This window comes from Endozoicomonas sp. PH6C (genome assembly GCF_059322965.1).
Map to the genome: position 1 here is coordinate 6,012,698 of NZ_CP185342.1, position 15,195 is coordinate 6,027,892.

General features: G+C 49.7%; 2 protein-coding genes. Both read right to left on the minus strand.

Features of this window, described 5'->3' with window-relative positions; genetic code table 11:
• Window positions 1-2: 2 nt before the first annotated feature.
• Entirely contained in the window at window positions 3-7,388 is a 7,386-nt protein-coding gene (locus ACOMG9_RS21050; RefSeq protein WP_494529360.1) for an AAA family ATPase, read from the minus strand.
• A 153-nt stretch (window positions 7,389-7,541) separates the two neighbouring features.
• Window positions 7,542-15,149, minus strand: a complete 7,608-nt coding sequence (locus tag ACOMG9_RS21055) for an AAA family ATPase (RefSeq protein ID WP_494529361.1) — start codon at window positions 15,147-15,149, stop codon at window positions 7,542-7,544.
• Window positions 15,150-15,195: the final 46 nt, after the last annotated feature.

The window sequence follows — 15,195 nt, forward strand, 5'->3', positions numbered from 1 at the left end:
ATTCAGATATCAAATGCGTCACAGAGCGAATTTAAATTCACGCTGTTTAAAAACTCTTCGGCAATTTTTGTCAGCTCATTGGATTGGAGTATCAGAGCGTTAGTGGCGTTGAATGCCTGCTTCAGGTAGGTAACCTCAATACATTCATGTATGAGGGAATTGGCATCTATTTCTGACATCATGGTGTGGAGCTCTCCCGGTGAAGAGGGATCGTGAGCGCCATGGTTGCCTCTGTCCAGGGTCCCCCATTTGAAAGCATTGATCCAGCAATACGTTAAACTACCGCCTTTCGAGTGCGTTAATTCATACAGATAATGACTGAAGGCCTGCTGAATCGCTTGCCTGCACTTGTTTAAATTATCCACGGGTGTTTTCTTCTCTAGCGGCTGCAAGTCCGGGCGTTTATTAACTTTTTGTTTAAGAAGAGCTTCGACCTTGTAATGGATCACGTTGTTGTACCACTCAGGTTTTCCTATGATAATCACCGGACGATGGTTTGCCTTGCCGGAAATGAACTGCGCAAATGCAGGGTTGTGTACCAGCATTCGTTCTATATTCGGAATGCCCTCAGGTTCATTCGTCCAGTGCGTCTCTAAAGAGGAGTTGGCAATTTTACCTTCAAGGAATGACGAAAACCCTTCATGACCGTGAGTGATGAAAAGGGTAGCGGTATCACTTCTTTTCTCTTGTAAGCTTTTATAAAACAATTGCCATGACTGGCTGTTTTTTTCCCTGGACAAGAACGCCTGATACCACCTTTTCAGGCAATGGGCGGCTTCAACTTTCAGTTCATCGATGCCTTTCAGACGCGCCAATAGCCAGTGAAGTTGATAATCCAGCTGAGGATAATTCTTATCGTTCGGCAGTGGGTCCAGCCAACCCGATACCATGGCTTCACGGGCAAAGCGAATAACCGAAGGTCCGGTTAAGTTGGTATTCAATATATTCATTATTGATCTCAGCCATCGGTGTGGGCTCACTCCGCTCTGAACAATCATTTTTGAGTGTAATGATTTGAGTGATTCTGTGACCTGATCTCCATCATTGTTGGACAATATTTCTTTTACTGCTCCCCACATCGGACTTGTGACAAATAAGTTTTCAGACCCGGAAAGGGCCAATGCCTTCTCGGCAGCAGCTAATTCTTCTGTCTCCACCGACTCCACCATTAAGACGCCCATGGAAAAACCGGCTAAATCTTTTTGCTTAAAAAGTTTACTTACCATTTCGGAAACAGTCAGATTGGCTTGCGGTAAGGCACGATTTGTCTCAAGGGCTTTTTTCAGTTCCTCAAGGTTCATCTCAAGGGCCCTGGCCAGAGCTTGCTGTTGGGCTAAATCAGCACCTTTCAGGAGATCCTTAAGCTTCTCTGATTTAATGCTCCAATCATTGAGCTTCCTGTAGCGAGGTATAATTACTGTTGCCTCCACGGGCGCCCCGCCCAAATCCACTGACTCCCAGGATTGGCCTCCATCCACGGAATACTCGGCAAAGACGTGCGTGAGGCTCTCTATTTGCCGACTGGGAATCCCGAAATAGCGACAAAAAGCAACAAAAACAGGCGCACGATGACGACAGCTACCTTGCCGCTTTGTTACCAGGAATCGAAAGAAATTTTCACTCTCTTCTGGTTTAGCTGCACCGGAGAACTTTTTGCAGTATTCCATGATTGCGCTAATTCGTTGCCTGATGTTTTCAGCGCCTATTATTTTGTGCAACGGTGCCTGTATTTTGGCGGGTTGTTCGTCGATGTTATCAAACAGTTCCTTCAGTACAGACTTCATGCCTTCTGAACACTGGACGTCAAAAAGGGCTTTTTTAGCACCCGTTTTACCGCTCGGCTTTGCGGATTCTACGACATAAGTACATTGAAAACTCTGGCCGACTGCGGCCAGAGGAATAAACAGGGTATGAAGCCCGGTATAGTGGTCCCTGATCAGTTTAAATGGTAAACAGGGTTCTATATGCAGGGCCACGATAGAGTCACTGGCCGTCAGGCTGGGCAATGGACATTGACCGTTCTTTGGTGATATCTCAAGGGTTGCCAGCGTTTGATTTCTGGTTAATGTCACTTTCCTGTCATTCCCTGGTAACCGCCCAGGTGTGAGGGTTTCGACTCCCAGAAGGTACTTATCATCAAGATTGATCTTTTTGATTTCACCCCTGGCAGTGACACGAATATCCCATGCCTCCCAGCGATACATCTTAGGGGGATGGTGCGAATCAAAAATTTTACAAGATTCAACCTTTGTTATCTCCTTATCCTCATAGTTCGTGCTTCGGTCCAATGCCGGGGCTTTTTGTTCCTCGACTTCCGGGTCGTATGGTTCAGGAGCGTCGTCAGCGCTAATAGCGGATGCTTTGTTAATAAAATCGTTTACCCAACGGTTCGGCAGATCACTGATCTGATGCCAAAATGCGTGCCAGCATTGAACGTCATGGGCCTTCCATGACTGTATCTGCTTATCGGCCTCCTGAAAATGAGGCTGGTAAGTCGGCATTTTCAGCGTTTGTGCCTGCTCTTTCGTCAGGGGAAATACGCTATTAACGTCCACGTTCGTAAGGTCAAACTCACAAGCGAACCAGCATTGCTGCCAGTGTCTGTAAAGTGCCTGTATGAAAATATCGTCCGACTCACGCGGCTTCAGGGAAAGACCGGATGCCTGCCACCTGTTCTGGGCCACCCTCTTGATAAGTTCTGTTTTTGCGTCCTCTTTATCCAGAAGGGTATTAACACGAATTTCATGGCGCTTTTCATTAATGCTGTTGCGGTCACTTTGTCGTATCAACCACGGACGATCAACGCCTGATACCGTTTGGTGGAACCATTCGCTCAGCTCAGGATCAAGCGATCCTTTACTTATGGCAGGAGCCGATGATTTTGGCAGTTCCTCCAGAGAGATGTTGGCGGCCATCAGATAAAGCCGGTAGTGCTGATTGAGGTATTGATGGAGTGTTTTATCGCTAAAATCACCCCCTCTGTTAACCGCTCTGGCGACATTCTGTAGATCAAGACTGCTTGGCTGCAACGGGAGTTTTCTCCGTTGCAGGTAAGCTCTTAAACGACAATGTTTCTCAGTCAACCATTTAGCTGCGATTTTTCCCTGCGGGTCTTGTGGCAACACTTTTTCGGCAATGGTCTGCAATTCTTCCGGGTTATACTGCCGGATCGGCAAATGTCTGAAACGTCCTTTCAGCGCCGGTGATAAGGGTTTTCGCCCGCTGTACTCAGGCGGGTTGATGGTGGCAAACAGGTGAAAACCCGGATGGGCGTCACCGGCCAGAATATCGTTTAACTCACCTTCCAGATGCTGGCTGTCGATCAGATTCATTTCCGAAATCACCACGATGCCGCCTTCAATTTTGGCCTTCTGGATCTTTTCACACACTTTGTCCCAGGAACAATCGCAGGCATTCAGGTAAAAGACTTCCGGCATGGACTCTCTCTGTCGCCTGGCCTCCTGTCTGACACTTTCAATCACCAGGTTGAGCGTGGCATCCTTGCCCCGTCCCGCCGGGCCTTCAATCAGTGTCGCCTGACGTCCGTCGTGTTTTCTGTTGAGGTGATAAGCCTGCTGACAGCGGCTTAAATCCTGTCCAAGCCATTGCACCAGCTCACAGACTGCCGATCCGGAGGTATCAAAGTCTGGTCGGATTTCTCTGCTGACTGTACTGAAGGTTTGCTGCATATCTTGCAGGGTGTGGTCATGAACTTTGTTGCTCAGGGTATTGTTCGTTTGGTAACGGGCAGCAAACCAGATTTCCAACGCTGACAGGGCATCCTGATGAGTTTCGGTGATTTCCGGCCCCAGTACATCCCGAAAACTGTGTTGGATCAAACTGTTTATTTGCTCACAGGTCACACTGCCGCGAGCGGGCAGGGCACGATCCAGATACCAGCCCACCCAACTGCAGATATCGGTTAAATCCCTCGGGGTAAACTCATGGTCGGGCAAGAGTTCCTGGTAATATTGCCAGAGCGCCATCACACTTTTAGTGGCAGTTTGTGCAATGTCGTTTATTTGCTGCTCCGGCAGATGCTCTTGTAAATGCCTGACCAGAGCCGGTTCCACCACCCTGTCTCGAAGGAAAGTCTGGTCCAGACGTGGGTAGTAGGCTCTGGGCAGTTTCTCTTTCAGGGCCGGGTCCATTTGGCGCCCGGCGTAATGATCGGGGTTACCGGTGAGAATCACCCGGTGTTTTGGGCTGACATTGACAGGATGACCATTCACATAGATGCAGGGTTGCGGTTCCCATAAGCCGTTCAATGATGCCAGTAATCCGGTTTTGGCAAGGTTGGCTTCATCCAGAACCAGAGTAATGTATTCAGTGTCTTTGTCGGATTCGGTACTGGCCCATTCCATCAACGCCCGGTTTTGCTGCACCATAGAGCGGTCGCCATCGGCGTGTTGTTGCCACTGCCAGCGTTTCATCAGGGTCTGTTCGCTGTCGGAAGGTCCAAGAGAAATCACCGCAGCCTGTCCTGAAGCTTTCGCCATTTTGGCGGAAAAGTAACTTTTCCCGGTGCCGGTTTCTCCCTGCAGGAAGATAACGGGAGAGTCCTTAAGTCGGCCATGGAGTCGGGATAATCGACGGCTTTCACGATCCTCCTGACCCATCTTGCCATGATAAAGATCATGGGCCAGTGCTGACAGAGACTGATCAGCGGAACCCTGAGATTTCATTGATTCAGACAGTCGATTTTCTATGCGTTCAATGCGTTCTGAGTCAGAATTTTCTGTAACATATTCTCTTCTGGCAATGTGAAAACAATCGGTGGCCAGGGCGTGAATGGCATCGGATCGGGCGGTCTGCTCTGGTAGCGAAAATAACTGCCAGCCAGAAGCCAGTGCATCTTGCAAACGTTTAATCTGTCTTGATGGCCTGATGGCTAAGGATTGCCAGGGCTTTGTTGCCGTCGGATCGGCTGCCAACTGATACGCTATAGCCTCCCGTTTTTCTTCATGTGCATGGGCTACGATCATGGCACAGAGCCTGTCGAGAACGTTTTCTTCGCCCCATGCTGGAAATGGATATTCATAGACCAGTTGTAATTCGATGCCTTTAAATACTGCCTGATCAAAGGCTCTGGCCAGTTGCCACAGGTTCTGCCTGACAAACTTTCTATCCAACCGCCGGGAACTGTTGATGATGGCGTTTAAACGATCCGGGTCCACCGAAGCCGTTTGATCCTCATCTGGCGTCTTATCCGGTAACAAGTGCCAACAGGCCACTTTCATAAAATCCCGTACTGATGGGTTCTGCCGGGTGCCATGGGTGATAACGCTATCGATGGCCTTACGCCAGTGGCGGGGTAAAAGCTTTAAGGACTGGTCAACCTGCTGTGCCCGCCGGGCGGCCAGTATCAGGTTTTGCAACAACCCTTCGGTCATTTCTGGTAGCGGGTTACAAAGGTGAGCAGGTACGGTTTCAAACGCCTGGTAAAGTTTATAAAGCGCCTGTTCTGGCAGTTCAGCCCGGGAGATTTTATGTTTGACGGCATTGATCTCCCAGAGATCCACCTCAGGACAGGGCTTACCCTTGGCAACCATCGAACGAAATATTGACGATGGGCTTTTTACAGACTCAGGCCAGAGCATTGTGACATGAGCTTGTGGATAGGCCTGTAACTGCCCATTGACCAGCAGAGGTTGGCCAACAACCAGAGGCTCCAGAAGCTGCTGAAGAATTGGATTAGTTTCCAGCCCCCGCAATACCACCGGCTTGCCAGCGGTCAATGCCTCCTGCAATTTACTCTGACGGCGTCCGAAATATGCCTTTTGTTCCGAGGTGATATGGATATTATCAAATAGCTGGCTGAAACTGGTCTGTTCATTGACCCGGATCACCAGAGGGGTTCCCGGATGATTATTGAGCCAATGGCTGGCCTGGGCAGCTTGCTGATAGGTAAAGGTATTAAAGGCAGAACGAGCCCTCATTTTTTCCTGCAGGTTAGACAGAGGCTGCTTATCATCTTCTGCCAATCCCAGAGCTTTCGGCTGATGTTTTGAATGAGCCACCTGAAGCAGCGGCTCTACGCCGGTTGTTTCGCGAATCGTCTTTAATGAACCCAGCAAATGAAACCAGAGAGCCTCAGTCAGGGGAGAGGTGACGGTGACTGTACCACCGGCCCGAACCTGTTCCAGCAGGCTGGTATTGGGGACTGCAATGCCTTCCGGGTGAATGGCAATGGGGCTCAGCCAGTCCCTGATATTATTCCAATTAATGATGATCGGGTTTTGAGGTACGTGCTTTTTATCAAATTCTTTTTCACAGTTTTTGTCACATTTTTTTTCATGAGAGTGTGACAGGCTTTGGAACAGTGAATAAAGCTCGTCATCCCCAACCGGCATCTGATAAAACTGAACATCGTCGGGTAATGGACAGATCTTCCCATTACTCTCAAAGCACTGGTGCGCCAGCATCTGTCGAATGGTCTGTTCAAAGGCGAGATCTTCCCAGTCAGCTCCTTTCAGAATCACCCGCTGTCCGCTCCTCAATGACTCAAGCCTGCCGGGGATATGCCGGATTCGTCCCTGTTTATCCACACCGGGGCCACCCAGCAGCAACTGTCGCCAGTGACTGTGCAAGTGGCAGTTAATTAGAAGGGTATTGTCGTCCATGGCAGTTTCGGCAGAGGGGAGTTCAGCCAGTAGCTTTGGAACCTCGTCGATCTCCATCGATGGATCATTGCCGGTTTTTGCGTCCAACTGCCAGGTATTGTCCGGTCGATTAATTCGCCGCCAGAAGTCAGCCCCCGGGGCACCGGCCCCCGGTATATCCTCAAGCCTGCCAACCGGTCTCAACTGTTCAGGGTCTGCCAGCACCAGCAGAGCAACATGCTCGCCCAGGGGGCGCTTCTCCTTGCTGACTTTGTCGTACAGACAGGGGTTATCCGGGTCCAGCAGGTCGTTAAATTTGGGCAGATCCTCGCTGGTGAGCTTTCGGATATCGATCACCAGGGTGAGTGGCTGCGAACCTTCAAAGAGTTTGCCCGGATAAAGGGTGTGGCGACCCTCTTCGGAAATGCTCAAACGGCTCACCAGGTTAGCCTGTGAGAGGTCATCGGGATGGGAAATAAGGGTGACATCCCGATGTTCATCGCAGGTCTGGGCCACTAAAAGCTGACGAACGTCATCATCATTGGTGACAAAACGAAAATCGAAGGCATGAGGGGTCTTGCAGAATGAGGAATCCGTTGAGGATACGGTTCTTGCCGTGTCAGGTGACTGAATCTGAGGTGATGATACATTGAGTTTGGCCATGACATCAGAGCAGATCCCGACATCATTTGCTGATAATTCCAGCTTTGGTTTCTTGGATGGTACGCCAGTATCAGAGCCACTATCAAAAACCGATTTGTTTATTTCCCTTATTCCACCATCCATGGTCAATCTCCCTTCCTGATGTCTTTTGAAGAACTGTATTGAAACTGATTGATTGTTTGACCTTAGGATGGGATTAAAGTTTCATTTGGATAGTTACCCGCAAGCATTAAAGGAAGTCATTGATCTCAAAAACTCAACATGACCAAACGGTTATCAGGTATCCAGGGCGTCACAAAGGGAATTCAAATTGACGCTGTTCAAAAACTCTTCGGCAATCTTTGTCAGCTCGTCGGATTTGAGAACCAGAGCATTACTGGCATTGTGTGCCTGTCGTAAGTTGCTATCCCTAATGGTTTTCTCAGACCACCTATCGTTATCCGTTTCAGACATCATGGTGTAAAGCTCTTCTGGTGAGGAGGGATCATGAGCGCCATAATTGCCTCTATAGCCCTCGCCCCAAACGAAAGCATCGATCCAACAGTACGTTAAACTACCGCCTTTCGAGTGTGTCAATCCATACAGATAATGACTGAAGGCCTGTTGAATAGCTCGCACGCATTTGTTTTTTAAATTATCCACAAGGTTTTGCTCCCCCGGTGACATCTCAAGGGACTCCATAGCGGCTTTGTATCTCACGTCGATATCATGTTGTTTTCTCTTTACCTCAAGACGTACTTTGTCTGTCCTCTTTTTGAATTCTTCACTTTCCCAGGGAACAGAGAATTCCCTATACATTTTTTTTTGCTCAATAGTTAATTGCTCTGAATTGAGGCGTCGTTCTTCCTCGATTGCCTTATATCGATTGATTTTTTCCAATAACGGCTGCCAATCCCGGCTGTTCTCGACTTTTTGTTGAAACAGGGCTTCGGCCTTTTTATTAATCACTGTGTCGCACCAGGAAGGTTTCCCCGTGATAATCACCGGACGGTGGTTCGCCTTGCCCGAGCTTAACTGCGCAAATGCAGGAGTGTGTACCAGCATTCGTTCTATATTTGGAATGCCCTCAGGTTCATCCGTCCAGGCGACCTGTAAAGACAAGTCAGCAATTTTATTTGCAAAGAGTGACGAAAACCCATCATGACTGTGAGTGATGAAAAAGTGACAGGTATTCTCTTTTTTCTCTCGTAAGCGTTTATAAAACAACTGCCACGCCAGGCTGTTTTTTTCCCTGGACAAGCATTCCTGATACCAGTTTTTCAGGCAACGGGCGGCTTCAACCTTCAGTTCATCGACCTTTTCCAGATGCACCAATAGCGTACGAAGTGCATAGGGCAGTGAAGAGTGGTTCTTATTGGTTGGCAGTGGATCCAGCCAACCCGACTCCATGGCTTCATGAGCAAAGTGAATAACCGAAGGTTTGGTCAGGTCGCTGCCTTCCAGTATTTCCACTAATAATCTCAACCACTGCTGAGGGTTTGCACCGGCCTGAGCAATCATTTTTGAATGGATTGACTTGAGTGATTCAGTGACCTGATCTTCATCACTGTTGGACAATAGTTGTTTGACTGTCTCTAACATTGATTTATAAATATGCCAATCTTTGGCAATAGGACTATAGTCCCATGGTTTCTCGAAAAAGTTCAGTGCATTCGTCCCCAACGACTCTATCATTGAGACACCCATGGAAAAGCCGGTTAAATCATTTCTCTCCCAGAGATTCCTTATTATATTGGAGAAACTCAGATTCGGGTCTGGCCATGCACTTTGCTTATCAAGGGCTTTTTTCAGTTTCCTGGGGCTCATAACACAAGCTTTAGCCAAAGCTTGCTGTTGTGCTGAATCAGCACCTTTCAGGAAATCTTTCAGGAAAACCTTAATATTCCTTGACACAGTGCCGGGATCATCGACCCTCCTTGTGGGCTGAAATTTACAGGTGATTTCTGTTGACTCTGTTGCTGCCCCGCTCAAATTCACCGATTCCCAGGTTTGGCCTCCATCCGGGGAATACTCGGCAAAGCAGTGGACAAAGTTATTGATTTGCCGACATGGAATCCCGAAATAACGACAAAGAGCAACAAAAACAGGCGTACGATGACGACAGCTACCTTGCCGCTGTGTCACCAGGAATCGAAAGAAATTGGTTCTGCCCTTTTCTGGTTCAGCCTCACCTGAAAACTGTTCGCAATACTCCGTGATTGCCTGAATGCGTTGTGTCATGCCTTGAGCGTTTGCTATTTTCCGCAAAGGCTCCTGTATTTCTGATGCTTGTTGATCAATGGTGGTAAACACTCCGTCCAGTACTTTTTTCATCTCTTCTGAACAGCGGTTGTCAAGCCATATTGATCGTCCTGTTCGGGCTTTTTTAGCCGATGTTTTTTTGTCCGGTACTCTGGGTTCTACGACATAAGCCACCCGAATAGTCTGGTTGGCTTTGGCCTTATGAACAAACAGCGTGTGAAGCCCGGTATATCGACCCCTGACCAGGGTAAATGGCAAATCGGGATGGATACGCAGGGCCACGATATAGTCATCAGGCGTCAGGCTGGGCAATGCAAACTGGCCATTCTTCGATGACGGTTCAAAGGTTGCCAGCGTTTGATTGCTGGCAAGTATCACTTCCTGGCCGCGCCCCGGCAACCGGGCAGGCATTAGGGTTTCTGCCCTCTGCGTGTCTCGATCATTAATCTCGATCAGTTTGATGTCACCCTCAGCAGTCACATCAATATCCACTACCCTGCAGCGATACAAATCGGAAGGAATCTCCTTCGTATCAAAAACTTTGTAGTCTGTCTCTTTTGGTTTCTCCAGGTTCTCGTAGTTCGTTTTGCAGTCCAGTTGCGGAGAATACTTTCCCCGGACTTTTGGGGTGCATTGTTCAGAATCTTCAACCCAGGGGCTCTGCTGACCACTTATCTGAAGCCAGAACGCAGGCCACAATTGAACGGCATCGGAGTTCCATTGGCTTATCTGCTGATCAGCCTTCTGAAGACATGGCCGGGAAGTCGGCATTTTCAGCGTTTGTTCCTCTTCTTCCGTCATGGGAAATACGCTGTTGGCGTCCACGCCCGACTGGCCAAACTCACGATTAAACCAGCTTTGCTGCCAGTGTCTGTAGAGTACCCGGTTGAGAATATCCTGCGACACATTAGGGTTCAGGGAAAGACCGGATGCCTGCCATCTGGCCTGGGCCAGCCTCTTGATAACTTCTGTTTTGGCGTCCTCTTTATCCAGAAGGTCATCAATACGAATTTCATGGCGTTTTTCATTAATGCTGTTGCAATCACTTTGTCGTATTAACCAGGGACGATCAATGCTCGATACCGTTTGGTAGAACCATTCGCTCAGCTCAGGGTCAAGCGCTCCTCTAGCCGTGGCAGGAGCCGATGGTGGCAGTAGCTCCAGTGATATATTGGCAGCCATCAGGTAAAGCCGGTAGTACTGATTGAGGCATTGATGAAGTGCTTTATCACTAAAATCACCCCCTCTGTTAACCGCTCTGGCGACATTCTGCAGATCAAGACTGGTGGGTTGCAATGGCAGCTTTCTTTGCTGCAGGTAAGCCCTTAAACGACAATGTTGCTTAGTCAAGCGTTTAGCCACGATTTTTCCCTGCGGGTCCTTTGGCAACACTTTTTCGGCAATGGTCTGCAATTCTTCCGGGTTATACTGCCGGATCGGCAAATGTCGAAAACGCCCTTTCAGCGCTGGTGATAAGGGTTTTCGCCCGCTGTACTCAGGCGGGTTGATGGTGGCAAACAGATGGAAACCCGGATGGGCGTCACCGGCCAGAATATCGTTCAACTCGCCTTCCAGATGCTGGCTATCGATCAGGTTCATTTCTGAAATCACCAGGATGCCGCCTTTAATTTTTGCCGTCTGGATCTTTTCGCACAGTTTGTCCCATGAACAATCACAGGCATTCAGGTAAAAGACTTCCGGCATCAATTCTTGCCGTTGTTCAGCCTGCTGTTTGACGCTTTCAATCACCAGGTTCAGCGTGGCATCCTTACCCCGCCCGGCCGGACCTTCAATCAGTGTTGCCTGACGGCCGCCGTGTTTTTTGTCGTGATGATTAGCCTGCTGACAGCGGCTTAAATCCTGTTCAAGCCGTTGCGCCAGTTCACGGACTGCCGATCCGGAGGTATCAAAGTCTGGTCGGATTTTTTCGCTGACTGTTGTGAAGGTCTGTTGCATATCCCGCAGGGTGTGTTCATGAACTCTGTTACTCAGGGTGTTCTCCGGTTCGAAGCGGGCAGCAAACCAGATTTCCAGTGCCGACAGGGCGTCCTGATGAGTTTCGCTGATTTCCGGCCCCAATACATCCCGAAAACTATGCTGGATCAGACTGTTTATTTGCCCACAGGTGACACTGCCGCGAGCGGGCAGGGCACGATCCAGATACCAGCCCACCCAACTGCAGATATCCGTTAAATCCCTGGGGGTAAACTCATGGACGGGCAAGAGTTCCTGATAATATTGCCAGAGTGTCATCACACTGTTGCTCGCGCTGTGTGCAATGTCGTTTATTTGGTGCTCCAGCAAATACTCTTGTAAATGCTTGACCAGAGCGGGTTCCACCACTCTGTCCCGAAGAAATGCCTGGTCTAACCGGGGGTAGTAAGCCCTGGGCAGTTTCTCTTTCAGGGCCGGGTCCATTTGGCGCCCGGCGTAATGATCCGGGTTACCGGTGAGAATCACCCGGTGTTTTGGGCTGACCTTGACAGGATGACCATTGACATAGATGCAGGGTTGCGGTTCCCATAAGCCGTTCAATGATGCCAGCAATCCGGCTTGGGCCAAATTAGCCTCATCCAGCAACAGGGTGATGTATGCTCCGTCTTTGTCGGATTTGGTATTGGCCCATTCCATCAATGCCCGGTTTTGCTGCGCCATAGAGCGGTCGCCATTGGTGTTTTGTTGCCACTGCCAGCGTTTCATCAGGGTCTGTTCGCTGTCAGAGGGTCCCAGAGAAATGACCGCAGCCTGTCCCGAAGCCTTCGCCATTTTGGCGGAAAAGTAACTTTTCCCGGTGCCGGTTTCTCCCTGCAGGAAGATAACGGGAGAATCCGCAAACCGGTCATGGAGTCGGGATAAGCGTCGACTTTCACGATCCTTCTGGTTCATTGAGCCGTGATAAAGATCCCGGGCCAGTGCTGACAAGGGGTTATCCGCAGAACCCATCCATATCAGTGATTCAGCCAGTCGATGTTCTATGCGTTCAATGCCTTCTGCCTCAGAATTCGCTGTTCTGGCCCTATGAAAGCAATCACTAGCCAGGGCGTGAATGGCATCGGATCGGGTCTGCCTCGATAGCAAAGATAACTGCCAGCCAGAAGTCAGTGCATCTTGCAAGCGTTTAATCTGCCTTGCTGGCCTGATGGCCAACGATTGCCAGGGCTTTGCTGACGCCGGACTTATTTCCAACTGATACGCTATGGCATCTCGTTGATGTTCGGGCATATAGGCCAGGATCATGGCAGAGAGCCTGTCAAAAGCGTCTGCTTCACCCCCCTCTGGAAATGGACTTTTATAGGACAGTTGTAATTCGTTACCTTTAAATACGGCCGGGTCAAAGGCTCTGGCCAGTGACCACAGGTTCTGTTGCACAAACGATCTATCTAAAGGCAGGGCACTGTTGATGATGGTGTTTAACCGATCCGGGTCTACCGAGGCGGTTTGATCCTCATCCGGTTTTTCATCGGCATCCGGCGTTTTATCCGGTAACAAGTGGCAGCAGGCCACTTTCATAAAATCCCGTACTGATGGGTTCTGCCGGGTACCATGGGTGATGACGCTATCAATGGCCTTGCGCCAGTGGCAGGGTAAAAGCTGTAAGGACTGGTCAACCTGCTGCGCTCGCCGGGCAGCCAGTATCAGGTTATTCAACAACCCTGCGGTTATTTCAGGTAAAGGGTTACAAAGATCGCCGGGTACGGTTTCAAATGCTCTGTAAAGTGAGTGAAGCGCCTGTTCTGGCAGCTCAGCCCGTGAGATTTCATGCCTGACGACATTGATCTCCCAGAGATCGATTTCAGGACAGGGCTCACCCGTGGCAACCATCGAATGAAATACTGAAGACGGGCTTTTCGCTGACTCAGGCCAGAGCAATGTTATATGAGCCTTTGGATAGGCCTGTAACTGGCCGTTCACCAGCAGAGGTTGCCTGACTACCAGGGGTTCCAGAAGCTGCTGAAGCGTTGGATTACTTTCCAGCCCTCTAAATACTACCGGCTTGCCAGTGGTCAATGCCTCCTGCAATGCAGTCTTACGGTGTCCAAAATGGGCCTTTTGTTCCGAGGTGATATGGATATTATCAAACAGCTGGCTGAAGCTGGTCTGTTCATTGATCTGGATGACCAGAGGGGCTGGCTGATGATAATTGATCCAGAGACTTGCCTGGGCGTGCTGCTGATAAGTGACGAAATTAAAGGTGGCGTGATCTCCGGCTTTTTCCTTTGGGCTGGACAGAGGATGCTGATCACTTTCTGTCAATCCCAGGGCTTTGGGCTGCTGTTTCCAATGGGCCAGCTGAAGTCGGGGCTTCAGGCCGGTCGTCTCGCGAATCGTCTGCAATGAACCCAGCAAACGAAACCAGAGTGACTCAGTGAGGGGAGACGTCACGGTAACTGCGCCACCGGCCCGAACCTGTTCCAGCAGGCAGGTATTGGCTACTGCGTAGCCTTCCGGGGCGATGGCAATCGGGTTCAGCCATTGAGCAATATTACTTTGGTTAATGATGATCGGGTTTCGTGGTGCCTGCTCTTTGTGATCTTCTTTGTCACTCTCTTTGTCACGAGAGTGAGACAGGCTTCGGAACAGAGAGTGAATCTCGTCATCCGCTACCGGCATCTGATAAAACTGAACATTGTCGGGTAACTGGCAGACCTTGCCATTGCTCTCAAAGCTCTGCTGCGCCAGCATCTGGCGAATGGTCTGTTCAAAGGCCAGATCCTGCCAGTCAGCCCCTCTCAGAATCACCCGTTGTCCGGCCCTCAATAACTCAAGGCTGCCGGGGATGTGCCGTATCCGTCCCTTTTTATCCACACCGGGGCCGCCCAGCAGTAGCTGTCGCCAGTTGTTGTGCAGGTGACAGTCAATAAGAACGGTATTGTCGTCATCCATAGCGCCTTCGGCAGAGGGGAGTTCAGCCAACAGCGGAGGAATTTTGGCTGGGATATTGTCAGTCTTTGGTTCAGACTGCCAGGTATTGCCCGGTCGATTAATTCGCCGCCAGAAATCAGCACCCGGAGCGCCTGCCGCCGGTGCGTCGGCCTCCTGCGATTTGTCGTGCTTGCCAGCTGATGCCAACTGCTCAGGGTCTGCCACTACCAGCAGAGAAACGTGTTTGCCCAGAGAGCGTTTCTCCTGACTGACTTTGTCGTACAGACAGGGGTTATTCGGGTCCAGTAAATCGTTAAATTTGGGCAGTTCCTCGCTGGTAAGTTTTCGGATATCCAGCACCAGGGTGAATGGTTGCGAACCCTCAAACAGCTTGCCTGAACGCAGAGTCTGACGACCATCGTCGGAAATGCTCAACCGGCTCACCAGATTAGCCTGTGAGAGCTCATCGGGGTGGGAAATAAGGGTGACATCCCGATGGTCATCACAGGTCTGGGAAACCAGAATCTGACGAACCTCATCATCACGGGTGACAAAACGAAAATCGAAGGCATGAGGGGCCTTGCAGAGTGAGGAATCCATTGAGGATACGGTTCTCACCTTATCAGGCAACCTCATCGAAGGTGGCGATAGAGTTAGTTTGGACTTTACTTCCGGACAAATCTTTGCAATCTCTGACGATAAATCCAGATTTTCTCTCTTGGCTGGCACGCCACTTTCAATAACAAGTTTTTTTCTTTTTTCGCCAATCTGACCATCCATAGTCAATCTCCCTCCTGACATCTGAAGGACTGCGTTGAATTTCTTA